At 73.2% G+C, this 26,545-nt stretch carries 17 protein-coding genes; 7 read left to right on the top strand and 10 right to left on the bottom strand.

Going from position 1 to position 26,545, the window contains the following annotated elements:
- Positions 1–50: 50 nt before the first annotated feature.
- The 6 genes from ABH937_RS05145 to ABH937_RS05120 form a co-directional block, all read right to left on the bottom strand.
- Complete coding sequence (locus tag ABH937_RS05145) at positions 51–1,571, bottom strand: glycosyltransferase family 39 protein (RefSeq protein WP_280688780.1); 1,521 nt, start codon at positions 1,569–1,571, stop codon at positions 51–53.
- Positions 1,572–1,712: 141 nt separating this feature from the next.
- Positions 1,713–3,629 carry a 1-deoxy-D-xylulose-5-phosphate synthase gene (dxs, locus tag ABH937_RS05140; protein ID WP_280688779.1) on the bottom strand — a complete coding sequence of 639 codons (1,917 nt, stop codon included), beginning with the start codon at positions 3,627–3,629 and terminating at the stop codon, positions 1,713–1,715.
- 193 nt (positions 3,630–3,822) lie between these two features.
- Positions 3,823–5,106: a sugar ABC transporter permease gene (locus tag ABH937_RS05135; protein WP_370217347.1), complete on the bottom strand. Its 1,284-nt coding sequence runs from the start codon at positions 5,104–5,106 to the stop codon at positions 3,823–3,825.
- The gene (locus tag ABH937_RS05130) at positions 5,103–5,888 is read right to left on the bottom strand and encodes an ATP-binding cassette domain-containing protein (RefSeq protein WP_280688778.1); all 786 of its coding nucleotides are present in this window, start codon (positions 5,886–5,888) and stop codon (positions 5,103–5,105) included. Before ABH937_RS05130 ends, ABH937_RS05135 begins: the two co-directional genes overlap by 4 nt.
- A gap of 127 nt (positions 5,889–6,015) precedes the next feature.
- On the bottom strand, positions 6,016–7,119 hold the full coding sequence (locus ABH937_RS05125) for a sugar ABC transporter substrate-binding protein (protein ID WP_280688777.1): 1,104 nt from the start codon (positions 7,117–7,119) through the stop codon (positions 6,016–6,018).
- Between the two features lie 198 nt (positions 7,120–7,317).
- Positions 7,318–8,514, bottom strand: a complete 1,197-nt coding sequence (locus ABH937_RS05120) for an ROK family transcriptional regulator (protein ID WP_280689041.1) — start codon at positions 8,512–8,514, stop codon at positions 7,318–7,320.
- A gap of 408 nt (positions 8,515–8,922) precedes the next feature.
- On the opposite strand from ABH937_RS05120, the gene ABH937_RS05115 reads away from it, so the two are divergent.
- Positions 8,923–10,734: a PQQ-binding-like beta-propeller repeat protein gene (locus ABH937_RS05115; RefSeq protein WP_280688776.1), complete on the top strand. Its 1,812-nt coding sequence runs from the start codon at positions 8,923–8,925 to the stop codon at positions 10,732–10,734.
- 132 nt (positions 10,735–10,866) lie between these two features.
- Positions 10,867–13,449: an aminopeptidase N gene (gene pepN / locus ABH937_RS05110; RefSeq protein ID WP_280688775.1), complete on the top strand. Its 2,583-nt coding sequence runs from the start codon at positions 10,867–10,869 to the stop codon at positions 13,447–13,449.
- Between the two features lie 67 nt (positions 13,450–13,516).
- Here pepN and ABH937_RS05105 read toward each other — a convergent pair whose 3' ends face one another.
- Together ABH937_RS05105 and ABH937_RS05100 are read right to left on the bottom strand one after the other, a co-directional pair.
- Complete coding sequence (locus ABH937_RS05105; RefSeq protein WP_280688774.1) at positions 13,517–15,028, bottom strand: HAMP domain-containing sensor histidine kinase; 1,512 nt, start codon at positions 15,026–15,028, stop codon at positions 13,517–13,519.
- Positions 15,025–15,720: a response regulator transcription factor gene (locus ABH937_RS05100; protein WP_280688772.1), complete on the bottom strand. Its 696-nt coding sequence runs from the start codon at positions 15,718–15,720 to the stop codon at positions 15,025–15,027. Before ABH937_RS05100 ends, ABH937_RS05105 begins: the two co-directional genes overlap by 4 nt.
- Positions 15,721–15,947: 227 nt before the next feature.
- On the opposite strand from ABH937_RS05100, the gene ABH937_RS05095 reads away from it, so the two are divergent.
- The 4 genes from ABH937_RS05095 (at position 15,948) to ABH937_RS05080 (ending at position 19,406) form a co-directional block, all read left to right on the top strand.
- Positions 15,948–17,324 (top strand): ferredoxin reductase family protein, encoded by a 1,377-nt coding sequence (locus ABH937_RS05095; protein ID WP_280688771.1) that lies wholly within the window; start codon positions 15,948–15,950, stop codon positions 17,322–17,324.
- A gap of 14 nt (positions 17,325–17,338) precedes the next feature.
- Positions 17,339–17,851: an FMN-binding protein gene (locus ABH937_RS05090; protein WP_280688770.1), complete on the top strand. Its 513-nt coding sequence runs from the start codon at positions 17,339–17,341 to the stop codon at positions 17,849–17,851.
- Positions 17,851–18,612, top strand: a complete 762-nt coding sequence (locus ABH937_RS05085; RefSeq protein WP_280688769.1) for an FAD:protein FMN transferase — start codon at positions 17,851–17,853, stop codon at positions 18,610–18,612. The genes ABH937_RS05090 and ABH937_RS05085 overlap by 1 nt, the downstream gene beginning before the upstream one ends.
- 83 nt (positions 18,613–18,695) lie before the next feature.
- Positions 18,696–19,406: a VIT family protein gene (locus ABH937_RS05080; protein ID WP_280688768.1), complete on the top strand. Its 711-nt coding sequence runs from the start codon at positions 18,696–18,698 to the stop codon at positions 19,404–19,406.
- 57 nt (positions 19,407–19,463) lie between these two features.
- Here ABH937_RS05080 and ABH937_RS05075 read toward each other — a convergent pair whose 3' ends face one another.
- Complete coding sequence (locus ABH937_RS05075) at positions 19,464–19,697, bottom strand: hypothetical protein (RefSeq protein WP_370146236.1); 234 nt, start codon at positions 19,695–19,697, stop codon at positions 19,464–19,466.
- Positions 19,698–19,718: 21 nt separating this feature from the next.
- Positions 19,719–21,902: a 4-alpha-glucanotransferase gene (malQ, locus tag ABH937_RS05070; protein WP_370217345.1), complete on the bottom strand. Its 2,184-nt coding sequence runs from the start codon at positions 21,900–21,902 to the stop codon at positions 19,719–19,721.
- Between the two features lie 349 nt (positions 21,903–22,251).
- Between malQ and ABH937_RS05065 the strand changes: the two genes are divergently transcribed.
- The gene (locus tag ABH937_RS05065) at positions 22,252–26,457 is read left to right on the top strand and encodes a beta-N-acetylglucosaminidase domain-containing protein (RefSeq protein ID WP_370217344.1); all 4,206 of its coding nucleotides are present in this window, start codon (positions 22,252–22,254) and stop codon (positions 26,455–26,457) included.
- Positions 26,458–26,545 lie beyond the last annotated feature (88 nt).

Here is a 26,545-nt window from a genome sequence, read left to right as displayed (position 1 = left end):
CCAGCAGTGAGCCGTCGACCCCCCGTGGGTCGGCGGCTCACTGCTGCGGCCTACTTCTTCAGGCGGTAGACCATCGCGTCGCCGTAGGCGCCGACCACCTGGTAGTGGGTGTCCAGCAGGTTCTCGATCGCCGGCACCTGGGAGGGCTGGTAGGGCGCGCTGCCGGAGTCGTCCACCACGACCGCGGGCAGCCCGTTGGACAACTCCTTGTCGAAGGTCTGCCAGGCGTCCGGCACGCTGTACTGCTCGCCGACGTCCACGCTGCCCTTGCCACCGCTGAAGTTGGTCAGGAACCCGGCGGTCAGGTAGCGGGTGGCCGGCTTGCGGTCGGAGAGCCAGTAGAGCTCGGGGTGCATGCCCCAGACCAGCACGGTGTCCTTGGGCGTGCTGCGCTCGGCGACCGCCGTGGCCACCTGGTTGTTCTGGCTCATCTGCTCGCCCGGCCAGGCCACCGCGAGCGCCCAGAAGGTCGTGCAGGCCACCGAGCTGTAGACCAGCACCGGCTTCCAGCGGATCGCCGAGACCGAGACCGCGCCGACCCCGAGCAGCACCAGCGGCGGCATCAGCTGCAGGTAGTAGTGGCCGAAGAAGTGGAAGCCGGTGGCCACCGCGACCACCGAGGAGAAGAGCCAGACCCACAGGTCGCTGGCCGCGCCGTGGGACTCGCCACGGGTCGGCAGCGGCCGCCCGGTGCGGTAGCGCAGCCAGACCCGGTGGCCGAGCGGGAAGAGGAAGCCGAGGCCGGCCGCCAGCAGGATCGCCGAGTTGCCCAGCGCCCGGCCGAGCATCTGCAACCAGTCGCCGTTCAGCGAGGCGTAGTCGCCGCTGCCGGTGACCACCCAGAAGAGGAAGCCCTTGGGCTTGGTGAGGATCACCGCGACGATCGCTATCGGCAGCGCGAAGCCGAACCCGACCTTGGCCAGCGCGCTCCGCCACGGCACGGCGCGCAGCCGGGCGTCCTGGAAGAGCATCCAGAGCACCGGCAGCAGCACCGCGCCGCCGGTCTGCTTGGTCAGCGAGCAGACCGCCACCGCGATCCCGGCGGCCAGCCAGCGCCGCCGCTCGGCGTAGCGGAAGGCGGCCACCATCGCGGGCAGCATGAAGACCTCGAAGGTCGCCGCCTGGGTGTCCTCGGGCGAGAGCCCGATGGAGAGCATCAGGTAGAGCACCCCGGCCGCGGCGCCGGCGCGATTGCCCCAGCGGCCGCGCGCGAGCGAGGCCAGCAGCACGGCGGTGACCAGGTGCGCCACGATCGCCAGGGTGCGCAGCGGCCAGAGCGAGAGCGAGCCGAAGACCGAGAAGCAGGCCTCGTAGAGCCAGGGCAGCAGCGGCGGCTTGCGGTCCACCACGGTGTCGTAGAGCACGCCGCCGTCGGCGAGCATCCGGGCCTGGGTGGCCAGGTAGCCCTCGTCGGGGCTCCAGACCGGCCGCAGGAAGGACGGGATGTGGGTCAGGGTCGCCAGCACGGCCAGCACCGGGACCACCCGGGTCCAGTACCCCGTGCGGACGTGCTCGGAGACCCGCGCGGCAAGCGCGGCGGGGCGCGTGAGGGTCGAGGTCTCAGCAGGCACGAGGGACAACCTACCGGGCGGGACCGGCGCAGACGCCGCCGGTCCCGAACTCAGATATGAATGTCATATTGTCACGAAGGCCATGGAAGATCGCCTGAGGAACGCTCGAGGCCGATCGACGCAGCTCAGGCCCCGATCCGGTCAGGCCTCGACCACCGCGGACTGGTCCAGCCGGGAGACCAGCGCGGTGACCTGGCGGGCGATGTCGGGCCCGGTGAGCCCGATCTCGGCCAGGATCTCCTCGCGCTTGGCGTGGTCCAGGAACGCCTGCGGGATGCCGAAGTCGCGCAGCGGCAGATCCAGCTCCGCGTCCCGCAGCGCCTGGGCGATCGCCGAGCCGACGCCGCCGGCCCGCCCGTTGTCCTCGACCGTGACCACCACGCGGTGCTCGGCGGCCAGCCCCGGCAGCGCGGCGTCCACCGGCTTGACCCAGCGCGGGTCGACCACGGTGGCGCTGATTCCCTGGGCGTCCAGCAGCGCGGCCGCCTCCAGGCAGAGCGGGGCCAGCGCGCCGACCGAGACGATCAGCACGTCCGCCCGCCGCTCCCCCTCGGGCAGCGGCGAAGCACTGCCGTGCAGCACGTCCATCCCGCCGATCCGGCCGAGCGAGGCGACCGCGGGGCCGACCGAGCCCTTGGAGTAGCGCACCACCGTCGGCGCGTCCTTGACCTGGACCGCCTCGCGCAGCTGGGCGCGCAGCTGGTCGGCGTCGCGCGGCGCGGCCAGCCGCAGCCCGGGGACCACCTGGAGGATCGACATGTCCCACATGCCGTTGTGCGAGGCGCCGTCGGTCCCGGTGACGCCGGCCCGGTCCAGCACGAAGGTGACGCCGAGCTTGTGCAGCGCGACGTCCATCAGCACCTGGTCGAACGCCCGGTTCAGGAAGGTCGCGTAGACCGCGACCACCGGGTGCAGCCCCGCGGTGGCGAGCCCGGCGGCGGAGACGGCCGCGTGCTGCTCGGCGATGCCGACGTCGAAGGTGCGCTTCGGGAAGGCCTTGGCGAAGTCGGCCAGGCCCACCGGGTGCAGCATCGCGGCGGTGATCGCCACGATGTCCTCGCGCTCGCGGCCGAGTTCGACCATCTCCTCGCCGAAGACCGAGGTCCAGTCCTTGCCGGAGGTCTTCACCGGCAGACCGGTGTCCGGGTGGATCACGCCGACCGCGTGGAAGCGGTCCTCCTCGTTGTTCAGCGCGGCGTGGTAGCCGCGGCCCTTCTCGGTGATCACGTGCACGATCACCGGGCCGCCGAAGCCGCGCGCCTTGCGCAGCGCGGACTCCACGGCGGTGATGTCGTGGCCGTCGATCGGCCCGAGGTACTTCAGGCCCAGGTCCTCGAACATGCCCTGCGGCGCGATGAAGTCCTTCAGGCCCTTCTTGGCACCGTGCAGCGCGTCGGCCAGCGGCCCGCCGAGCACGGGGGTGCGCTGCAGGGTGTCGCGGCCCCAGGTGAGGAAGCGCTCGTAGCCCTGGGTGGTGCGCAGCGTGGAGAGGTGGTTGGCCAGGCCGCCGATGGTCGGCGAGTAGGAGCGCTCGTTGTCGTTGACCACGATCACCACCGGGCGGTCCCTGCCGTCGGCGATGTTGTTCAGCGCCTCCCAGGCCATCCCGCCGGTCAGCGCGCCGTCGCCGGTGACCGCGACCACCGGGCAGTCCTGGTGGCCGAGCAGCTGGTTGGCCTTGGCGATGCCGTCGGCGTAGCCGAGCACGGTGGAGGCGTGCGAGTTCTCGATCACGTCGTGCTCGGACTCGGCCCGCGACGGGTAGCCGGACAGGCCGCCCTTCATCTTCAGCCGGCTGAAGTCCTGACGGCCGGTCAGCAGCTTGTGCACGTACGACTGGTGCCCGGTGTCGAAGAGGATCCGCTCGCGCGGGGAGTCGAAGACCCGGTGCAGCGCGATGGTCAGCTCCACCACACCGAGGTTCGGTCCCAGGTGTCCGCCGGTCTTGGCGACCTCCTCGATCAGGAAGCCCCGGATCTCCTCGGCGAGGGCAGCCAGCTGCCCCGGGGTGAGCCGGTCGAGATCGCGCGGTCCCCGAATGCGGGTCAGCAGGGGCACCCGTTCCTCCTCTATCGGTCTCTATCGGTACGTGTCGCGGGCAGGCTGTCGGACTACCCAGCTGGTCGAGTCTAATGTCCGCTCGTCGGACGCTTTGCGGCGCGGGGCGTCTTGGCGGGCTTTGACCAGGCGCGCGAACGCCCGGGACGCGCCCCCTTGGTGCGGGCGTGTCCCGGGCGGGCGATCCCGACCGTCAGCCGCGGCCGGAGGACTTCTGGGTCCGGCGCGAGACCGAGTCCAGCACCACCGCGGCCAGCAGCACCGCACCGGTGATCATGTACTGGATGGACTGGCTGATGCCCTGCAGGTCAAGGCCGGTGACGATGGACTGGATCACCAGCATGCCCAGCAGCGCCGACCAGGTCTTGCCCCGGCCGCCGAACAGGCTGGTGCCGCCGATCACGGCCGCCGCGATCGAGTTCATCAGGACGTTGCCGCTACCCAGCTGCTTGTCCGCGAAGCCGGCCTGCGAGGCGATGAACAGACCGCCGACCGCGGCCAGACCCGCCGAGATCATGAAGACCGAGATCCGCACCCGGGCCACGTTGATGCCGGCCCGGCGGGCCGCCTCGACGCCGCCGCCGACCGCGAAGACCTTGCGGCCGTAGGCGGTGCGGCGCAGCACGAAGTCGGTGACGACGACCACACCGAGGAAGACCACCAGGGCCAGCGGCAAGCCGCGGTCCTGGTTGAGGGTGTAGGCGGCGCCGAAGGCCAGCACCGCGAGCGCCACGGCACGCAGCGCGATCTCGCTGACCGGCTTGGCGGGCAGGCCGGCCTCGCGGCGGCTCCTGGCCCCCAGCAGCGCGGCGACCAGGTAGCCGACGACGCTGATCGCGGCCAGGCCGTACGCGGCGGCGACGTCGGCGAAGAAGTAGTTGTCGAGGTTGGCGATGAAGCCGTTCGGGATGTTGTTGAGCGTCCCGGTGTTGCCCATCACATAGCCCTGCAGGCCGCTCCAGGCGAGCAGGCCGGCCAGCGTCACGACGAAGGCGGGCACGCCGATCTTGGCGAAGAAGAAGCCGTGCAGCGCGCCGATGGCCAGCGCGGCCAGCACGGCGAGGATCGCCGCCAGGTACTCGTTGACGCCGTGCTGGATGGAGAGCACGGCGGAGACCGCGGCCGAGACGCCGGCCACCGAGCCGAGCGAGAGGTCGATCTCGCCGAGCAGCAGCACGAAGACGATGCCGACCGAGATCAGGCCGGGGCCCGCGATGTAGAGGGTGATGTTGGAGAGGTTGCCGGCGGTGAGGAAGTTGCCGGTGATCGCCTGGAAGATGGTGGCGATCAGGATCAGTCCGATCACCACCGGTATCGAGCCGAGGTCACCCGAGCGCAACTTGCGCTTGAACTCCTCGAGGTAGCCGGCGAGGCCCTGCTCGCGCACCAGCAGTCGGGGGTCCACGGCGGCGGGCGCCGCGCTGTCGGTCGTCTCGGTCACGGTGGAAGCCTTCTCGGGGGTGGCGTGCTTGCTCACTTGGTCGTCTCCGCGACTCGTGCCTGACGGCGGGTCACCGCGTTGTCGGTGGCGCCGGTGATGGCCGAGATGATCGTCTCGTGGCTGGTGGTGGCGACCGGGAAGACGCCGTTGTTGCGGCCCAGCCGCAGCACCGCGACCTGGTCGGCCACCGCGCGCACGTCCGCCATGTTGTGGCTGATCAGGATCACGCCCAGGCCCCGGTCACGCAGCCGCTCGACCAGGTCGAGCACCTGAGCGGTCTGCTCGACGCCGAGGGCCGCGGTCGGCTCGTCCAGGATCACGACCTTCGGGTCGCCGATCAGCGCACGGGCGATCGCGACCACCTGGCGCTGACCGCCGGAGAGCGCGGCCACCGGGATCCGCACGCTGGGGATCCGGATCGACAGGGTGTCGAGCAGCTCCTTGGCGCGCTTCTCCATCGCCACCTCGTCGAGGCGGCCGCCGCGGACCAGCTCGCGGCCGAGGAAGAGGTTGGCGACCACGTCGAGGTTGTCGCAGAGTGCGAGGTCCTGGTAGACCGTCGCGACGCCCAGCGCCTGGGCGTCCTGGGGACGGGTCACGTGGACCGGCCGGCCGGACCACTCGATGCTGCCCTCGTCGATCGGGTGCACCCCGGCGATCGTCTTGACCAGGGTGGACTTGCCGGCGCCGTTGTCACCGACCAGCGCGACCACCTGGCCCGCGTGCACCTCCAGGTCGACGCCGGTGAGCACCTGGACGGCACCGAACCGCTTGGAGACGCCGCGCAGGGCGAGAACGGGTATGTCTGACTGAACCATCGGTGGCTCCTTCGGGGGTCAAAGGGCGCACATGGCTCAGGCCAGCACGCCGAAGTGCCGACGGCAGGCCGACCGGACCTGCTGCTCAGGCCCGGTCGACTGCGTCGCTTGCTGAAGGTCGCGTCCGTTACTGGATGTTCGCGGCCTTGCAGGCGTCGGCGTACTGGGCGGTGCAGATGTCCGAGACCTTGTAGAGGCCGTCGGCGATCACGGTGGACGCGATGTTCTTCTTGGTCACCACGACCGGGGTGAGCAGCAGCGAGGGGACGTTCTGGCCACCGCTGGGGGTCACCGAGGTGGCGGTGCCGCTGACGTCCACGCCGTGCAGCAGGTCGACCGCGATGGTGGCGGCGCCCTCGGCCTCCGGCTTGTAGGCCTTGTAGATGGTGTAGGCCTGGTCGCCGGTCAGGATCCGCTGGATGGCGTCGGAGGCCGCGTCCTGGCCACCGACCGGCATGTTGGTGATGCCGGCGGTCTTCAGGGCGGTGACGATCGCGGCGGCCATGCCGTCGTTGGCGGAGTAGACGGCCTGGAAGCCGTTCTTGCCGAGCGAGGTGATCGCGGCACCGATCTTCTGGCTGGCCACGGTGGGCTTCCACTCACCGGACTGCTCGTAGACGATCTTGCCCACGCCGCTGTCCAGGACCTTGTGCGCACCGGCCTTGAACTGACCGGCGTTCGGGTCGGCGTCGTCACCGTTGATCATCACGACGTTCGCGGTCTTGGCGTTGCCGCCGCTCGCGTTGATGGCGTCGATCAGGGCCTGACCCTGCAGCTCGCCGACCTTCTCGTTGTCGAAGGAGATGTACGCGGAGACCGGGCCGGTGGCCAGCCGGTCGTACGCGATGACCTTGACACCCTTCTTCTGCGCGTCGGTCACCCAGGAAGCGGTGCCGGTGGCGTCCACGGCGTCCAGCATGATCACCTTCACACCCTGCGAGACCAGGGTGTCGAACTGCTGCTTCTGGGTGGCCGCGTCCCCGTTGGCGTTGTTGTACTTGACGGTGCAGTCAGGGCACAGGTCCTTGACCTTGGCCTGGATCAGCGGCTTGTCGAAGGACTCGTAACGCACCGAGGAGGAGTTCTCGGGGAGGAGCAGGCCGATGGTCTTGTTGTCGCCCGAGCTCGCGGAGTTGGAGCTGCTGCTACCGGCCTTGCCACAGGCGGCCAAGGTGAGGGCCATCGAGACCGCAGCGGTACCGACGACGACGCGACGCATCATTGCGTTCATGTGGGGGTGCCTCCCTGACAGAGCCGCAACGTTGCGGCGAGGTGGAAGGGAGTCAACCTGCCACCTCGCATTGTCGTCAACAAGTAAACCCAAGCCTCGGAAAATTCAAACCCTTTCGTTATCTTCCTGAAGGCTGAGCTGAGACCAAACTGTCCGACCATGTCCGTTTCGCCCCCCTTGTACCCAGGTGACAGACCGTCAGCCGCGCGCGCCCACCGCAGCCGTACCATGCCCGATTACGCCGGTTTCACCCATCTCACTCATCACCAGGGCCAAGGCGCCCAACACTTCGGCACGTCCGCCCAGGGTGCCGGGAACGATCGACAGCTGACGGGCCGCCGAGGGGATCGCGTACCGCGCCACCGAGTCCCGGATCGGGGAAAGCACCAGCTCACCGGCCTCTGCGAGGTCGCCACCGAGGATCACCCGGCGCGGGTTGAGCAGATTGCACAGGGTCGCCACGCCGGTGCCGATCTGCCGTCCCGCGTCCGCGATCACCCGGCGGCAGCCGAGGTCGCCCTGCTGGGCCAGCCGCACCACCTCGGACAGGGTCAGCTCGCGCTCGTGGCTCGCGTTCAAGAGGTTGAGCAGGTAGCGGGAGCCGACGAAGGTCTCCAGGCAGCCCCGGTTTCCGCAGCGGCAGACCGGCCCCGCCTCGTCCAGCGTGATGTGGCCGATCTCCCCGGCCGTGCCGCCCGGGCCCCGGTAGATCTGACCGTTGATCACCAGCCCGGCGCCCACCCCGCTGGCCACCTTGATGTACGCCAGATCGCCGAGGCCGCGGCCGGCGCCCCAGACCAGCTCGCCGAGCGCGCCCAGGTTGGCGTCGTTGTCGACGTAGACCTCCATGCCCAGGCGCTGGGCCAGTTCGCGGCCGGGCGCGATGCCGGTCCAGCCGGGCAGGATCGCGGTGGAACCGAGCGCCCCGGTCTCCACGTCGATCGGGCCCGGCACACCCAGGCCCACCCCGATCACCTTGTCGGCCCGGAACCCGGCCTGCACCAGCAGCCGCTCGACCAGCGCCTCGGCCCGGGCGAAGCCCTGCTCGGCGGAGACGTCCACGTTCATCGGCTCGCTCTCCTCGGCGAGCACCCGGTGCGCCAGGTTGCCCACCGCCACCCGCAGATGCGAGTGGCCGAAGTCGACGCCGACCACGATCCCGGCGTCCCCGCTGAGCGAGACGCTGCGGGCCCGGCGGCCGCCGGAGGAGGTGTCGGCCACCACCACCGTGCCGCCCTCCTTGAGCTCGCGGACGATGTTGGACACCGTCGCCGCCGAGAGCCCGGTGGCCCGGGCGATCTCGGCCTGGGTGAGCGAGCCCGCCATCCGCACGGCGCGCAGCACCCGTTCGAGGTTGGCGCGGTGCAGCGAGGACTGCGACCCCGGCGTGTCCATGGACATGAATGACCTCCTTCGGACGCGGGCACCCGACGGTCCCCCGCCCAACCGCGCCGTTGCGGGAAAATTCACCTTCAACTTCTGAACTCTATGCCGAGCGCACCACCGGGTACCTCGTCAAGACGGCAAACGGGATCGCTCCGAAACCTCAACCACCGCTCAGCCACGTCATCGAACGCCGTTCACCCGCTGTTCTCCGGAGCCGCTTCGAGTCCACGTCGAGTCCGCTGCGAGTCCGCTGCGAGTCAGCTTCGAGTCCGCCCGGGCGCGCCCGAACCGGACCTGGGGCCACCCGAAAACGGTGCGCCTCTACGATGTCCATTAATTCTCAGCCGCCCATCCAGTCTCCCGCGTCCCACCGGGCCGGGGCGGGCGGCGCTCGGACGGACAATGACGGGGCATCACATGGCAGGGGATCAGCCCAGTGCGGGCTACGGGCCGCAGGACCCGGCGGGCGGCCAGGGCGGCGTACCGCCGCGGCCGGGAGTCGACCCGGCGGCGGTCGCGGACCAGCTGACGCAGCTCGGCTCGGCGGCGATCCCGGCTCCGGCCCAGCCGCCGTTCGCACCGCCCGGCGCACCCGCCGCCCCGGGGGCGCCCGGAGCGGCCGGTGCGCCCGGTGGGCCGAGCGCGGCCGACCTGAGCTACCAGCCGACCGCCCTGGCCTTCCCCGCGCAGGGCGCCCCGCCGGCGCCCGGCGCGCCGGTCGGCCCGTACGACCCGCAGCCGCAGCCGCAGCTCTCCTACGGCTACCCGCAGGCCGCTCCGCCCGCCGCCTTCGGTGCCCAGCAGGGCGGCTACCCGCCGCCCGGTCCGGCGCAGGGCGGCTACCCGCCGCCGCAGTTCGGCCAGCAGCCCGCCCCCGGCTACGGCTACCCAGGGCCGGTCCAGCCCACCGGGCAACCGACCAAGCAGCGCAACCCGGTCCTGGTCTTCGGCGCGGTCATCGGCAGCGTGCTGGCGGTCGCCATCGTGGTCGGCCTGGTGGTGCTGTTCAGCGGCCACTCCAGGCCGAACCCCGCCGCCAGCGGTGGCGGCACCGGCGGTGGCGGCACGGGGGGCGACCCCGGCAAGCTGACCGTCACCTGGACCGTGCCCAAGGTCGACGGCAACACCACCGACCTGCACACCCTGGGCGAGTGGGTCACCGACAAGCTGCTGGTGCGCGGCGACAGCACCGGGCTGACCGGCTACGACCTGGGCACCGGCAAGGCGGTCTGGACGCTGAAGGCGCCGGACGGCACCAAGGCCATCTGCAGCATGTCCAAGACCGTCAACAAGAACAACATCGGCGGCGTCAGCTTCAACCTGGGCGACAACGACTGCGCCGCGGTCGGCGCGATCGACGCGACCACCGGGAAGCTGATCTACAAGGTCGGCTCGCCGCTGAGCAGCAAGAGCTTCAGCACCCAGGTCACCGTCACCGACACCACGCTGGCCGCCGCCAGCGGCTCGCTGCTGGCCGGCTACAACCTGACCGACGGCACCTCGGTCTGGGCCTACAAGGACCGCGGCCAGTACTGCTCGGACAACGCGGACGCCGCCGACACCGTCATCGTGGTCAGCGACTACTGCTCGGACGCGGACCAGAAGCAGGCGCTGATGGTGCTGGACGCCAACACCGGCAAGACCACCGAGTCGTTCACCCTCGGCGAGAACGAGCGGCTGACCAACATCGTCTCGGCCAAGCCGCTGGTGGTGCAGATCTCCAACGGTTACGACAACGACTACTTCGTCGGCGTCGACTCCTCGGGCAACGCCGAGGCCAAGGTCCCGCTGAAGTCCACCGGCGCGGACCGGCTGCAGCTCTCCGCCTACTCCGACCCGATGAACAAGAGCCTGGTGATCGGCAACACCCTCTACGTCGAGGTGAACAGCGGCGGCAAGACCTCCATCGAGGCGATCGACCTGGTCAGCGGCAAGACCCTGTGGACCGTCGACGGCGGCGCCGAGAACGGCCTGCGGCTGGTCGACAAGACCTCCAGCGGCAAGCCGACCGCGATCGCCATGGACGGCTTCGGCAAGGGCGCCCGGGTGGTCACGCTGAGCCCGACCGACGGCAGCGTCACGCAGGTGGAGGCCTTCAGCGCCAAGAACGGCGACGACGCCTTCCTCTCCTTCCAGGACGCGCAGGTGCTGCTCTCCGACAACGGCCAGGTGCTGACCGTCCCGACCCTGCCGATGAACGCCACCGCCACCCTTTACACGAAGAGCTGACCTGGTCTCACCTAGGGGCTGTCACCGGAGCCCGTCGCGAAAGCCGCGGCGGGCTCCGGCACAATCCGCTCGGGCCGCGGCCGGGTGCCGTGGGAGGATCGGGCCAACAAGCCTGACGAAGGAGTCCTGCGAGTGCCTGGCACCAACTTGACCCGTGAGGAGGCCCGCACCCGGGCCGCGCTCCTCCACGTGGATGCGTACGACATCGAGCTCGACCTGAGCTCGGCCCGCGAAGGCGGCACCTTCCGGTCCACCACCGTGGTCCGGTTCACCGCCAGGCAGCCGGGCGCAGCCACCTTCATCGACCTGGTCGCTCCGACCGTGCACGAGATCGTGCTCAACGGCGAGCAGCTGGATCCGGCCGCCTTCGCGGACAGCCGGATCGCGCTGACCGGCCTGGCCGCCGAGAACGAGCTGCGGGTGGTCGCCGACTGCGCGTACACCAACAGCGGCGAGGGCCTGCACCGCTTCGTCGACCCGGTGGACGGCGAGACCTACCTGTACAGCCAGTTCGAGGTGCCGGACGCCCGCCGGGTGTTCGCCTCCTTCGAGCAGCCCGACCTGAAGGCGGCCTTCGCCTTCACCGTCACGGCGCCGCGCGGCTGGGTGGTCGTCTCCAACTCCCCCACCCCCGAGCCGGTCGGCGACGGCGAGACGCAGACCTGGACGTTCGCCCCCACGAAGCGGATCTCCAGCTACATCACCGCGATCATCGCCGGCCCGTACGTCGGTGTCTTCGACGAGTTCACCGACGGCGCGCAGCGGGTGCCGCTGGGCATCTACTGCCGCCCGTCGCTGAAGGAGTTCCTGGACGCCGAGGAGATCTTCGCCGTCACCAAGCAGGGCTTCACGTACTTCCAGGAGAAGTTCGACTTCGCCTACCCGTTCGACAAGTACGACCAGCTCTTCGTCCCGGAGTTCAACGCCGGCGCGATGGAGAACGCCGGCGCGGTCACCTTCCGCGACCAGTACGTCTTCCGCTCGAAGGTGACCGACGCCGCCTACGAGCAGCGCGCCACCACCGTGCTGCACGAGCTGGCCCACATGTGGTTCGGCAACCTGGTCACCATGGAGTGGTGGAACGACCTCTGGCTCAACGAGTCGTTCGCCACCTACGCGGAGATGGTCTCCCTGGTCGAGCCGGCCGGCACCAAGTGGCCCAACGGCTGGACCAGCTTCGCCAACCAGATGAAGACCTGGGCCTACCGGCAGGACCAACTGCCCTCGACCCACCCGATCATGGCCGAGATCAACGACCTGGAGGACGTCCAGGTCAACTTCGACGGCATCACCTACGCCAAGGGCGCCTCGGTGCTCAAGCAGCTGGTGGCCTACGTCGGCCAGGACGCCTTCTTCCAGGGCGTGCAGGCCTACTTCAAGCGGCACGCGTGGGGCAACACCACCCTCGCCGACCTGCTCGGCGCGCTCGAGGAGGCCAGCGGCCGCGACCTGAAGGCCTGGTCCACGGCCTGGCTGCAGACCGCCGGGATCAACGTCCTGCGCCCCGAACTGGAGCTGGACGCCGACGGCGTGATCACCGCCTTCGCCGTCCGCCAGGAGGCGCCGGCGCTGCCCGAGGGCGCCAAGGGCGTCGCCGCGCTGCGCCCGCACCGGATCGCCATCGGCTGCTACTCGCTGGTCGAGGGCAAGTTGGTGCGCACCGACCGGATCGAGCTGGACGTGGACGGCGAACTCACCGCCGTCCCGGAGCTGGTGGGCCGCCGGCGCCCGACCGTCGTGCTGCTCAACGACGACGACCTCTCCTACGCCAAGCTGCGGCTCGACGCCGACTCGCTCGCCGCGGTCACCGCGCACCTGGGCGACTTCGCCGACCCGCTGCCGCGTGCGCTGGTCTGGGCCGCCGCCTGGGACATGACCCGCGACGGCGAGATGGCCACCCGCGACTACCTCGCGCTCGCGCTGTCCGGGCTGCCGAAGGAGTCCGACATCGGCGTGGTCCAGTCGGTGCACCGCCAGGTCAAGCTCGCCCTGGAGCTCTACGCCGACCCCGCCTGGCGCGAGCAGGGCCTGGTCCGCTGGGCCGCCGCCGCCGAGGAGCGGCTGCGCGCCGCCGAGGCCGGCAGCGACCACCAGCTGGCCTGGGCGAAGGCGCTGGCCACCGTGGCCCGCTCCGCCGAGCAGCTCGCCCTGCTGGCCGGCCTGCTCGAGGGCACCATCGAGGTGCCGGGCCTGGCCGTCGACACCGACCTGCGCTGGGACCTGCTCACCCGCCTGGTCGCCGTCGGCCAGGCGGACGACGCGGCGATCGACGCCGAGCTGGCCCGCGACAACACCGCCGCCGGCCAGGAGAAGGCCGCGACCTGCCGCGCCGCCCGCCCGACGGCCGAGGCCAAGGCCGAGGCCTGGGCCTCGGTCATCGACTCGGACGCGCTGACCAACTACGTCCAGGACGCGGTGATCAGCGGCTTCAACGTCGCCGACCAGCGCGAGCTGCTGGCCCCTTACGTGGACCGGTACTTCGCGGCGCTGAAGGACGTCTGGGAGACCCGCAGCCACGAGATCGCGCAGCAGCTCGTCATCGGGCTCTACCCGAGCTACCAGGTGTCGCGCGAGACCCTGGCGGCCACCGACGCGTGGCTGGCCGACGCCGAGCCGGCCCCGGCGCTGGCGCGGCTGGTGGTGGAGTCGCGCGCGGGCGTGGAGCGGTCGCTGACCGCGCGGGCGGCGGACCGTGAGGCCGGCGCGCACGCCTGACGATCCCGCAGTGCAGTCGGCCCCCGGACGCGATCGCGTCCGGGGGCCGACTGGCGTGCGGCCCGTGTCAGGGCAGCGTCAGCACGAACCGCGCACCGCCGCCGTCGAGCTGACTCAGCGTCAGGTTCCCGCCGTGCGCCACCGCGATCGCGCGCGCGATGGCCAGCCCGAGCCCCGTGGTGCCCGTGCTGCGGGAGCGGGTCTGATCGCCGCGGACGAAGCGGTCGAAGATGTGCGGCGCCAGGTCGGCGGGCACGCCGGGGCCGTCGTCGGTGACGGTCAGGCGGTGGCGGGTCAGCGCGAGGGTGACGGTGCTGCCGGGCGGGGTGTGCCGGTGGGCGTTGGCCAGCAGGTTGGCGAGGAGTTGGCGCAGGCGGTCCTCGTCGCCGGTGAGCACGACGGGGTCGGGGGGCAGGTCCAGGCGCCAGTGGTGGGTGGGGGCGGCGGCGCGGGCATCGTCGGTGCAGTCCAGGACGATTCGGGTGAGGTCGACGTCGGTGGCGGCCAACGGGCGGCCGGCGTCCAGCCGGGCGAGCAGCAGCAGGTCGTCGACGATGGTGCCCATCCGGGCGGCCTCGGCCTCGATCCGGTTCAGGGCGTGCCGGACCGGCGCGGCGATCGGCTCGGGGTGGCGCAGCGCCAGTTCGGCGTGGCCGCGCACGGTGGCCACGGGGGTGCGCAGTTCGTGCCCCGCGTCGGCGGCGAAGGAGCGCAACCGGTCCTCGAGGGCATGCCGCTGGGCGAGGGCGTCCTCGACGTGGCCGAGCATCCGGTTGAGGGCCAGGCCCACCCGACCGGCCTCGGTGTCCGGGTCGGCGGCGGCCGGCGGCACCCGCTCGGTCAGCACCACCTCGCCGCGGGCCAGCGGCAGAGCGCTGACCCGCTCGGCGGTGTCGGCGATCCGGTCCAACGGGCGCAGCGCGAGCCGTACCCAGAGCGCGCCGGCCAGCCCGGCCAGGGCCAGGGCGGCGCCGTAGACGGTGACCTCGAGGATGATCACCTGGTGCACGGTGTCCTTGAGTTGGCGCAGCGGCAGGCCGGTGACCAGCACGTCGCCGTCCCCGCCGGCCACCGCGCGGACCCGGTAGTCGCCGAGGCCGGCCAGGTCGGCGGTGCGGGCCGGGCCGGCCACCGGCAGGGCGGCCAGGGTGCGCTGTTCGGCGGGGCTCAGCTCGACCTGGTCGTCGGTGTCGGCGGGGGCGATCCCGGCGGCCACCGCCGCGTCGTCCGCGTCCCCGTCGACCACGCCGGCCTCGGTGACGATGCCGTCCAGCAGCCGGGCGCCGAAGGTGCCGGGCGACTGGGCCCGGGTGTCGTGGCTGGCCGTGTCGGCCTTGGCGTTGTGCTCCAGGCTGGCGGCGTAACGGCCACCGGTGTCGGCGAGTTGCTGGTCGAGCCGGGCGAGCAGGTAGTGCTGCAGGGCGGTGGTGACGGCCAGGCCCACCCCGGCGAAGATCACCAGCAGCAGTGCGGCCAGGCCGGCGATCAGACGGGTCCGGAGCGTGCGGGGGAAGACCCGGGCGCGGAGCGTGCGGGGCAGGAGCCGGGCGCACAGCGCGCGTGGGGACGGCCGCGTCACGGCGCGGGCTTGATCAGGTAGCCGGCGCCCCGGACGGTGTGGATCATCGGCGGCCGCCCGGCGTCGATCTTCTTGCGCAGGTAGCTGATGTAGAGCTCCACCACGTGGGCCCGGCCGCCGAAGTCGTAGGACCAGACGGCGTCCAGCAGCTGGGCCTTGCTCAGCACCTGGCGCGGGTGGCTCATCAGGTGCTGCAGCAGCGCGAACTCGGTGGGGCTCAGCTCGATCGGCACCCCACCCCGGGTGACCTCGCGGGCGGACTCGACCAGTACCAGGTCCCCCAGCACCAGGGCCTCCCCCGGCGGCGGCCCGGGCGCCGGCTCGACCCGGCGCAGCAGGCCGCGCAGCCGGGCGACCACCTCGGCCAGGCTGAACGGCTTGGTCACGTAGTCGTCGCCGCCGGCGGTGATCCCCGCGATCCGGTCCTCCACGGCGTCCCGGGCGGTCAGGAAGAGCACCCGGACCTCGGGGCGCTCGGCGTGGATCCGGGCGAGCACCGCCAGACCGTCCAGGTCGGGGAGCATCATGTCGAGCACCACGGCGTCCGGCGCCCAGTCGAGCGCGGCGGCCACGGCCGCGCGCCCGGTGGCGGCGCCGCGGGCCTGCCAGCCCTCGTAGCGCAGCGCGCCGCAGAGCACCTCGACCAGATCGGGCTCGTCGTCGACGACCAGGATGCGGCGTGGGGTGGTCATGGGGTCCGTTCAAGGAAGAAGGTGAGAGGGCGGCAGGTCCGGACATTCTCCCGGACCCTGGGCAGTCTGCGGGTGCCCGATGAGAATGCCGTGAGATCCCCGGCCCGGCCATACCGCTCTGACCTGCGCAGACGCCGGATCTCCCGGCCGAAGGCCGTTCGGGTTCAGAGCGAATTGATAGCTTCCGGTGGCAGGGTGGCGATGTCCCGATCGGAGGAGAACCGCTGGTGAGCACCGCCACCCACCGCCGCGCACGCCGTGCCGCACCCACGCCCGCGGCGACCCACGACTCGGTCACCGTCGACCTGGCCACGCTGGTGCCGGTGCTGATCGCCGCGGGCGCCGCGGCCGTGCTGGCGCTCTGGTGGCGGGACACCTTCGCGGTCACCGGGTCCGCCGAGTGGCTGACCGGCGCGGCCCGGATCACCGGGCTGCTGGCCGGCTACGCGGCGCCGGTGCTGCTCCTGCTGATGGCCCGGATCCCGGTGCTGGAGCGCGAGGTGGGCGCCGACCGGCTGGCCCGCTGGCACGCGCTCGGCGGGCGCTACCTGGTCGGCCTGGTCACCGTGCACGTGCTGACGGTGATCTGGGGGTACGCGCTGACCGCGCACACCGGGGTGGTCCCCGAGAGCGTGCAACTGGTCTTCCACTACCCGGACATGCTCAAGGCGACCTTCGGCACCCTGCTGCTGCTCGGCACCGGCGCGGTCTCGGCCCGGGCCGCCCGCCGCCGGCTGAGCTACGAGGCCTGGTACTACCTGCACCTGGCGACCTACCTGGCGATCGCGCTGGCCTTCGCCCACCAGCTGACCAACGGCGCCGACCTGAACCAGGGCGTCGGGATGCTCGGCTGGTGGGCGCTCTACCTGGGATCCTTCGCGCTGCTGGGCTGGTTCCGGCTGGTGGTGCCGTTCCTGAGCGACCGCCGGCACCGGCTGCGGATCGCCGAGGTGCGCCCCGAGGCGCCCGGGGTGGTGTCGGTCTACCTGACCGGCGAGCGGCTGGACGAACTGCGCTGCGAGCCCGGGCAGTTCTTCCGCCTGCAGTTCCTGGTGCCGGGACTGCGCTGGGCGGCCAACCCGTACTCGCTCTCGGCGCCGCCGCACCCGCGCTTCCTGCGCTTCACCGTGAAGGACCTGGGCGGGCACAGCGGGGCGGTGGCGGCGCTGCGCCCCGGCGTGCGGGTGCGGGCGGAGGGCCCGTACGGGGCGTTCACCGCGCGCCGGCGCGGTGCCCGCAAGGTGCTGCTGATCGCGGCCGGCGTCGGGATCACGCCGATCCGCGCGCTCTTCGAGACGCTGCCCGCCCGGCCCGGCGAGCTGACCCTGCTCTACCGGGCCCGCAGCGAGCAGGACGTGCTGTTCCGCGAGGAACTGGAGGCGGTGGCGGCACGGCGACGGGCGAAGCTGAACTTCCTGCTGGGGCGGCGCTCGCAGGTGGGCGATCCGTTCACGGCGCCGCGGTTGAAGCGACTGGTACCGCAGCTGACCGGGCACGAGGTCTTCGTCTGCGGTCCCGAGGAGTTCACCACCGCCGTGATCACGGCGCTGTGCGCGGCGGGGGTGCCGCGCCGGCGGATCCACCATGAGTCGTTCGTCTTCTGAAGGAGCCTGAGCCGATGCGCCGAACCATCGTCACCACCGCGGCCACGGCGGCCGGCGTGGTGCTGCTGCTCGCCCTCAAGCCGCACGGCAGCGCCTCCGCGCAGAGCCTGCCGGTGATCTCCTCGGACACCGGGGCCGCGACGCCGGCCGATCAGCCGTCGAGCGGCGGCACCGGCTCGGGCACGGCCCCGAGCACCGGTGGGAGCCCGAGCCCGAGCGCCGCCGGCAGTGCCGCGAGCGGCGGCGGGACCAGGACCGTCACCGGCAGCCCCGTCGACACCCGGTACGGCCCGGTCCAGGTCCGGATCACCCTCACCGGCGGCAAGCTCAGCAAGGTCGACGTGCTCCAGTACCCCAGCGAGTCCAACCGCGACGAGGAGATCAACAGCTACGCGCTCCCCCAGCTGAACCAGGAGGCGATCGCCGCCGGGAACGCCCGGATCGACTCGGTCTCCGGCGCCACCTACACCAGCGACGGCTACACCCGCTCCCTGCAGAGCGCCCTCGACCAGGCCGGCGTGCACTGATGCTGACGCACGCGGAGGCGGCGATGGGCACCGTCTTCTCCTTCGCGGTGCGCGACGCCGAGCCGGGGCAACCGGGCATCCTGGGGCCCGCGCTCGCCGAACTGCACCGGCTGGACGCCCTCTTCTCCACCTACCTGCCCGGCAGCGAGATCAGCCGGCTGGGCCGCGGCGAGCTGACGCTGCGCCAGTGCGACCCGCTGGTCGGCGAGGCCCTGGAGCACTGCGCGGCCGTCGCCACCGAGACCGGCGGCTGGTTCACCGCGCGCCCGGGCGGGCGGCTGGACCCGTCCGGCTGGGTGAAGGGCTGGGCGATCGAGCGGGCCTCGGAGCTGCTGCTGGCGGCCGGCTACCGGCACCACAGCGTGACCGGCGGCGGCGATGTGCAGACCAGGGGCCAGGCGGCGCCCGGACGGCCGTGGCGGGTGGGCGTCGCCGACCCGACCCGGGCCGGGCAGCTGGCCGCGGTGCTGAGCGAGGACGCGCGGGCCGACGGCTTCGCGGTGGCCACCTCCGGGACGGCCGAGCGCGGCGAGCACATCATCGACCCGAAGGCCGACCGCCCCGCGCGCGGCCTGCTCTCGCTCAGCTTGATCGGCCCCCGGCTGGCCCGCACCGACGCCTACGCCACCGCCGCCTTCGCGATGGGCCCGCTGCGGGCGCTGGACTGGGTGACGGCCAAGGACGGGTACGAGGCCCTGGCGGTGCTGCCGGACGGCCGCCGCCTCGGCACCCCCGGCGTGGCGCGCCATCTGGTGAGCTGAGCCGGCGACCGTCCGGCAGCACGACACGCCGCGACCGCGCCGGATCAGGGTTTCGGGGCGGCGGCTGTGGCAAGACTGAGGCGATGGACGAGATCGGGCACGCGGAGAACCACGCCGGCAGCCTGAGCAGCAGGCTGAACTGGCTGCGGGCCGGCGTGCTCGGGGCCAATGACGGGATCGTGTCGACCGCCGGCCTGGTGGTCGGGGTGGCCGGCGCGACCTCGTCGGCCAACACGCTGCTGACCGCGGGGCTGGCCGGGCTGCTGGCGGGCTCGCTCTCGATGGCCTCCGGCGAGTACGTCTCGGTGAGCGCCCAGCGGGACTCCGAGCGGGCGGCGCTCGCGGTCGAGGAGCGCGAGCTGGCCGAGCAGCCGGACGCCGAACTGGTGGAGCTGACCGGGCTCTTCGAGGAGCGCGGGCTGACCCCCGAGCTGGCCAGGGAGGTCGCCGAGCAGTACACCGCCCGGGACGCGCTGACGGCGCACGCCCGGGTCGAGCTGGGCATCGACCCCGAGCAGATCGTCAACCCCTGGCACGCGGCCTGGGCCAGCTTCGTCTCGTTCACGATCGGCGCGCTGCTGCCGCTGCTGGCGATCGTGCTGCCGCCGGCCGGGCTGCGGGTGCCCGTCACGGTGGCGGCGGTGCTCTGCGCGCTGCTGCTCACCGGCTGGGCGGGCGCTCGGCTGGGCGAGGCGCCGGTGCGGCCCTCGGTGGCGCGCAACGTGCTGGGCGGCGGCCTCGCTATGGCGGTCACCTACCTGGCGGGCGTGCTGCTGGGCAGGGCCGGGGCGTGAGCACGCGACCGCCCCGCCACTGCACCGGGTGGTGAGGTGGCGGGGCGGTCGGACCGACTACTTCTTGGTGCCCTTGGCGCTGTTGGCGGTACCCAGCATCACCAGGCCGGCGATGACCGCGAAGAGCACGACCGGGATCCCGACGTACAGTCCGATCGCGGCCCCGACGCCCAGGCTGGCCTGCTCCGTCGTGGCGACCTTGGTCGCGGCGAAGGCGGGCGACGACAGCAGCATCATCAGCGTGGCCGCCGCGGAGACCGCACCGGCGCGCAAAGCATTCCTCTTGTCCACGTTTTTCAACGTACCCGCCCTTTATTGGGCATCGCTCGGCGGGGTCGGCCTTCCGGGTCGGGCCGGCAGCCCGGCGGCGAGCAGGGCGCCCAGCTCGGCGGCGCCCGCTGCCCGGGCCAGCCGTTCCAGGGTGACCGGGCGGCCGCCGGCGTCGGCGATCGGCAGCCGCCAGTTCGGGTACTGGTCCCAGGTGCCGGGCAGGTTCTGCGGGCGCGGGTCGCCGACCGTGTCGGGCAGCCAGACGCCGACCAGCTCGGCCGGGGTGGCCAGCAGGAACCGGTAGAGCGCGGCCTGGTCCAGCTCGGCCCCGTTGGCGAGCAATCCGATCTTGGTCAACTCCTCCCGCCAGTCCGCCAGTTCGCTGACGGCTGCCTGCTGCTCGGCAGCCAGCGGGCGGGCCAGCAGGCCCAGCTGATGGCGCAGCTGGACGTGCTCGCCGGACAGCCGGGCGGCGGTGCTGGGCAGGTCGTGGGTGGTCAGGGTGGCCAGGCAGCCGGGCCGCCAGCGCTCGGGGGCCAGCGGCGCGCCCTTGGCACCCTCCTTGCCGGTCCAGTCCCGCTCGAACCAGAGCACCGAGGTGCCGAGCGCCCCGCGCGCGGCCAGCTCCTCGCGCACCCCTGGCTCGACCGTGCCCAGGTCCTCGCCGATCACGGCGGTGCCGGCCCGGTGCGCCTGAAGGGCGAGCACGCCCAGCATCGCCTCGGCGTCGTAACGGACGTAGGCGCCCTCGGTGGGCGGGCGGCCCGCCGGGACCCACCAGAGCCGGAACAGGCCCATCACGTGGTCGATCCGGATCGCGCCCGCGTGCCGGGCAGCGGCGCGCAGCAGCTCGGCGTACGGGGCGTAGCCGGCGGCGGCCAGCGTGTCCGGGCGCCAGGGCGGCAGGCCCCAGTCCTGGCCGTGCGCGTTGAACGCGTCCGGCGGGGCGCCGACCGAGATGCCGGCGGCCAGGTAGTCCTGCAGCGCCCAGGCGTCCGCGCCGTTCGGGTGGCAGCCGACGGCCAGGTCGTGGATCAGGCCGACGGCCATCCCGGCCCGCTCGGCGGCCTGCTGGGCCCCGCCGAGCTGCTCGTCCAGCAACCAGGCCAGCCAGCGGTGGAACTCCACGGCCTCGGCCAGCTCGGCGCGGGCGGCGGCCAGCTGCGGGGTGCCGGGGTGGCGCAGCCCCTTGGGCCAGTGCCGCCAGTCGCTGCCGTGCAGCTCGGCCAGTGCGTTCCAGGTCGCGTACTGCTCCAGCCAGTCGCCCTCGCTCCGGACGAAGCTCTGGTAGGCGGCCTCCCGGCCCGGCCCGCGCGGGACGGCGTGCAGCAGCCGCAGCGCCTCGCGCTTGACCGCCCAGACGGCGTCCCGGTCGATCAGGCCGTCGTGCTCCAGCACCTCGGCGCGCAGCCGGCCGCCCTGCTGGGCCAGCTCGGCCAGCTCGGCCCGGTCGGCGGCGTCGGTGTAGGCGTACTCGGGGACCGCCTCGATCCGCAGGTGGACCGGGTCGGCGAAGCGGCGCGAGGAGGGCCGGTAGGGCGAGGGGTCGGAGGGGGTGCCGGGCAACGCCGCGTGCAGCGGGTTGAGCTGCAGGAAGTCGGCGCCGAGCGCGCCGGCCGACCACTGGGCGAGCTCGGCCAGGTCGCCGAGGTCGCCCATGCCCCAGGAGCGCTCGGAGAGCACCGAGTAGAGCTGGGTCAGAAAGCCCCAGCCGCGCCCTTGCAGCGGGGCGAGCGAGTCGGGGGCCACGATCAGGGTGGTGGTCGCGGCCCGGTCGGCCAGCGTCAGGTGCAGGGTGTGGCGGCCCAGCGGCAGGTCGGCGGGCAGCCAGTGCGAGCGGGCCGGTGCCAGCTGCCAGCTGCCGCCGTCCTCCAGGGTGATGCTCAGCCGCGCGGCGGCGGGCACGTCGAGCGCGGTGCGTCGCCCGGCGCGGACCACCAGGCAGGGCGGCAGCAGCCGGGCGGCGACGGCGGCCCGGTGCTCGGCCAGCGCCAGCTCGACGGCCTGCGGGGTGCTCGCGTCCACGCCGAGCGCGGCCAGCACGTCGACCAGCGTGCCGGCGCCGACCCGGACCGGCACGCCGTCGCCCGGGTCGTAGCTGCTGTCCACGCCGTGCGCGTGGGCGAGGGCGGCCAGCGCGGGAGTGGGCAGGTCGGCGGCGGTATCGGCGGCCGGACCTGACGACTCGTCGGGCTGTTCGTCGGAGCGGTGGAGATAGGCGGCCAACACGGTCTCCTGGAGGACTCGGGGACAATTTCGCGGGTGTGGTGTGACTCCTGCGGCGGCAGAGTGTTCGTCAGCTCCACTCCTACCCGGCCGGTCCGGTCGGCATCCGCGGCGGCGCGCCGGAGGTGGGGAAGTGATCGGGTCCGGGCGCCGGACGAAAGCCGGTTCAGCACCGGACAAAAGGGGATGGAACGGCCATCGGACCGGCTCACGTTGACAGTGGGAGCAGCCAACTGGTGGGCTGGGGCCGCGAGGTCGGCGGGTTCGGCAGGGGGGCCGGGAAAGCAGTCGTCGCGAGCCCGTCGATCACCCCGTTCGGCCGCCCGCCCCCGGCCGCGAGGAGGCCCCCGTGCAGACCCGTGTGTCCGTCGCCGCAGGTCAGCGGCTGCGGCAACAGTTCGAAGCAAGCCCGGCTCTGCGTGAGGTCCTGCAGCATCCCGCCGTCCATGTCACCCGGCGGTCCGCCGCCCGCACCGCGCGCCTGGTCGCCCCGCGGGCGGCGGACCGGCTGATCGCCGACCTCAAGGGCACCGAACCGCTGCTCGCCGCGGTGCGCGCCGAGCGCCACCCCAGCGGACGGACCATCAGTGGACGGACCGTCACCGGCACGGGCGTCGCACAGGCCCTGACGCACCGCCGGGCCGCGCTGCGGATCGCCGCCACCCTCTCGGCCGCCGCGGTGATCGGCGGCCTGGTCGCCGCCGCCCCGGCCACGGCGGCGGCCGGCACCGGCGCCGGGTACGCGGTCAGCGCCCCGGTGCGCACTCCGCTCGGGAGTCTGACCAGCCCCCAGGTCTTCCCACAGCCACAGCAGTTGACGCCGGGCGGCAAGCCGGTGACGGTGCCCGCCCAGGTGACCCTGGTGACCGGCGGCCAGGCCGACCCGGGCGCGCTGGCGGCGGTCCGCGAGGTGCTCGGTGAGGCGGGCGCCACCAGCGTGGTGGTCCCCTCCTCGCTGGTCCCCGGCACGCCGATCCCGCCGCCCACGGCCGGCTCGCTGGTGGTCTACTTCGGCGGCCCCGCCGAGCAGCCCGACCCGAGCGCCGCCCAGGCGCTGCAAGCGCTGGGCGCGAGCGGCCCGGCCGGGCTGCCGGCCGGCGGCTACGTGCTGGCGGCCGGTCAACTGCCCATCGCCGGCGGCTCCTACGGTGCGGTGGTGCTCGCGGGAGTGGACGCCACCGGCACCTTCTACGCCGCGCAGAGCCTGCGCCAGTTGCTCACCGCCGTGCCGGCCGGGCAGGGGCAGAACGGCGGCGGCTACGGCTTCCCCGGTCTGACGATCCGCGACTGGCCCACCGGCGCAGCGCTGCGCGGCACCGCCGAGTCCTTCTACGGCACCCCGTGGACCACCGCCCAGCGGCTCGACCTGATCGACTTCCTGGGCCGGACCAAGCAGAACTTCTTCCTCTACGCCCCCGGTGACGACCCGTACCGCCAGGACCAGTGGCGCCAGCCCTACCCGCAGGCGCAGGCACAGGACTTGAAGGCGCTGGCCCAGCGGGCCGCAGCCGACCACGTCACGCTCGGCTACGCCGTCTCCCCCAGCCAGAACTTCTGCTTCAGCTCCGGCAAGGACCTGGACGCGCTGATCGGCAAGCTCTCGGCGATGCGCGACCTCGGATTCGGCGCCTTCCAGCTGCAGTTCGACGACGTCAGCTACGACGACTGGCACTGCTCCGCCGACCAGGACGCCTTCGGCACCGGGCCGGCCGCCGCCGCCAAGGCGCAGGCGAAGCTGGCGGCCGCCGTCCAGCGGCGGCTGATCGACCCGGATCCGGCGCTCGCCTCGCTCTCGGTGGTGCCCACCGAGTTCCACCAGCAGGGCGCCAGCCCGTACCGCACCGCGCTGGCCGCCGCGCTGCCGAAGGTGGTGCAGATCGCCTGGAGCGGGGTCGGGGTGATCCCCGGGAAGATCACCGCCGGTCAGACCGCGGACACCGGGCGCCTCTTCGACCACCCGCTGGTCACCATGGACAACTACCCGGTCAACGACTCCACCCCGGGTCGGCTCTTCCTCGGCCCCTACACCGGGCGCGACCCGGAGGTGGCGAGCCGCTCGGCGATGCTGCTTACGGCGGCGATGCAGCAGCCCACCGCCTCGCAGATCCCGCTGTCGACCGCCGCCGACTACGCCTGGAACCCGACCGGTTACCAGTCCGACGCCTCCTGGCGGTACGCGCTGCGCGCCCTGGCGGCCGAGTTCGGGCCGGTCCAGGGCGCCACTCCGGCCGCCGCCACCGACGCCGGCCCCGCGCTGGCCGCGATCGGCGCGCTGGCCGGCAACAGCTCCTCGTCACCGCTCTCCTCCCAGGAGTCGGGCTACCTGACCCCGCTGCTCGACGCCTTCTGGTCCGCGCTGCAGCCCGCCGGCGGCGCCGTCGACCTCGGCCGGCTGCAGCAGGCCGCCGACCCGCTGCGGGCCGCCTTCGGCACCATGGCCGGCGCCCCGGACGCGCTGCGCGGCGGCTCACCGGCCGGGGCCGGCCCGCTGGCCGCGGAGGCCGGCCCCTGGCTGGACCGACTGAGCCTGTACGGCAAGGCCGGGCAGGCGGCCCTGGACATGCTGCTGGCCCAGCACGGAGGTGACGGCGCCACCGCCTGGCAGGCCCGGGTGCAGCTGCGCGCGCTGCGCACCCAGCTGGCCGCCCAGGGTCCGGTGACGGTCGGCGCCGGGGTGCTGGACCCCTTCCTGGACCGGGCCACCCAGGCCGCCGACAGCTGGTCGGGGGTGAGCTCCGGCCAGCTCAGCGCGACCACCACCATGGGCAGCGCGAACGGCCACCCCCCGGCGCTGATGGCCGACGCCTCGCCCGACACCTTCTACTGGACCTCGGCCCCGCCGCAGCCCGGCGACGCGATCGGTGTCGCGCTGGGTGACGGGCGCCCGGTGGCCTCGGTGACGGTGCGGATGGGCTCGACGGACGGTGCGGGCGGGCCCGGCAGTGCCGCCCCGATCGGGGACGATACAGCGGCCGCGGCGAACGACTACCTGCACGACGGGGTGCTGGAGTACGTCGGCGACGACGCCGTCTGGCACCAGTTGACGACGGTGCACCAGCAGAAGACGGTCACCGCCCAGCTGCCGGCCGGTGTGCTGGTCAAGGCGGTCCGGCTGCGCGCCACCAAGACCCAGCAGACGGCGGTCGCGGTGCGCGAGTTCAGCGTGACCGCGCCGGACAGCGTGAACGTCACCGTCTCCGGCGGCCCGGCCGCCCTGCCCGGCTCCTCGGCCGCCACGGTGCTGGACGGCGACCCCGACACCGCCTACCGGGCGGCCGCCGCGCCGACCGTCACCGACGCCCCGCTCAGCATCGAGCTGGGCGCGCCCCGGCCGCTGGACCGGCTCACCGTGCTGACCGACCCGACCGTGCGGGCCACCGCCACCGTGTCGGTGCACGATCCGGACGGCAGCTGGCGCGACATCGGCACCCTGCGCCCCGGCTACAACGAGCTGCCGGCCGGCGGCCGACCCACCGACGCGGTGCGACTGACCTGGCAGCCGGGCGGCGACGCACCGGTGGTCAACCAGATCGTGCCCTGGTACGCGGACACCCCGGTGGCCCGGCTGACCCTGGTCGACCCGGTGCTGGACGTGATCGCCGGCGCCCCCGCGCCCGCCCAGACCCAGGCCGTGGTGGACGCGCTGCGCCCCGACGGCACGACCGGCCTGCTCCAGGCGGCGGCCCCGAGCGGGGTCCAGGGCATCACCGTGGCGCCCGCCCCCGCCCCGGGCCAGCCGGGCACCCCGGTCAGCCTGCCGCGCGGCGGGCGGGCCAGCACTCCGGTGCAGGTCAGCGCGGCGGCGGGCACCCCGTCCGGCACCTACCAGGTGCCGGTGAGCTTCACCGCCGGCTCGGTGGCCATCCAGCAGACCCTCCAGGTGCACGTGGTGCCGCCGACCGGCGGGCCCGACCTGGCGCGCGGCGCGACGGCGAGCTCGTCGGGCGACCTGACGTCCAAGCTCCCGTCCTCGGCGGTGAACGACGGCGACCCGAACACCCGCTGGGCCTCGCCGGCCACGGACAACGCCTGGGTGCAGCTGAAGCTGCCGCAGGCCACCCACCTGGGCGAGGCGGTGCTGCACTGGCAGGACGCCTACGCCAGTGCCTACCGGCTGGAGACCTCGGCGGACGGGAAGACCTGGACCACGGTCGCCACGGTCGCCAACGGGCACGGCGGCACCGAGACGGTCCGGTTCGACGCGCCCGGAGCCCTCTACCTGCGGATGCAGGGGGTCAGCCGGGCCACCAAGGACGGCTACTCGCTGTCCGGGCTCGAGCTCTACGGGGTCACCGAGCAGGGCGGCACCGTGGCGCCCCCGGCCCAGCCGCCGGTGGGCGTGCCGGCACCGACGCCGACCCCGGGCGGCGTGCCGGGACCGGTGCCGAGCAGCACGCCGACCCCCACGGTGCCGGTGCCGGTCCCCACGCCCCTGCCCACTCCGGGCACCGGGGCCACCCCACCCCCCGCCAGCACACCGAGCCCACCCCCGAGCGGCGCCCCGACCCCGGGCGCCTCGCCGGACCCGAGCTCCTCACCGGGCTCGACGCACTGAGGCCGTGACCCGATGACGGTCGGCGCCGGGCGAGCTGCCCGGCCGTCAGCGCGCGGATGTCGCCGTCGTCATACCGGCCGACCATGAC

The sequence above is a fragment of the Kitasatospora sp. GAS1066B genome, from assembly GCF_041262605.1.
Classification (GTDB): Bacteria; Actinomycetota; Actinomycetes; order Streptomycetales; family Streptomycetaceae; genus Kitasatospora.
This window is presented reverse-complemented; position numbering and strand designations above follow the sequence as displayed.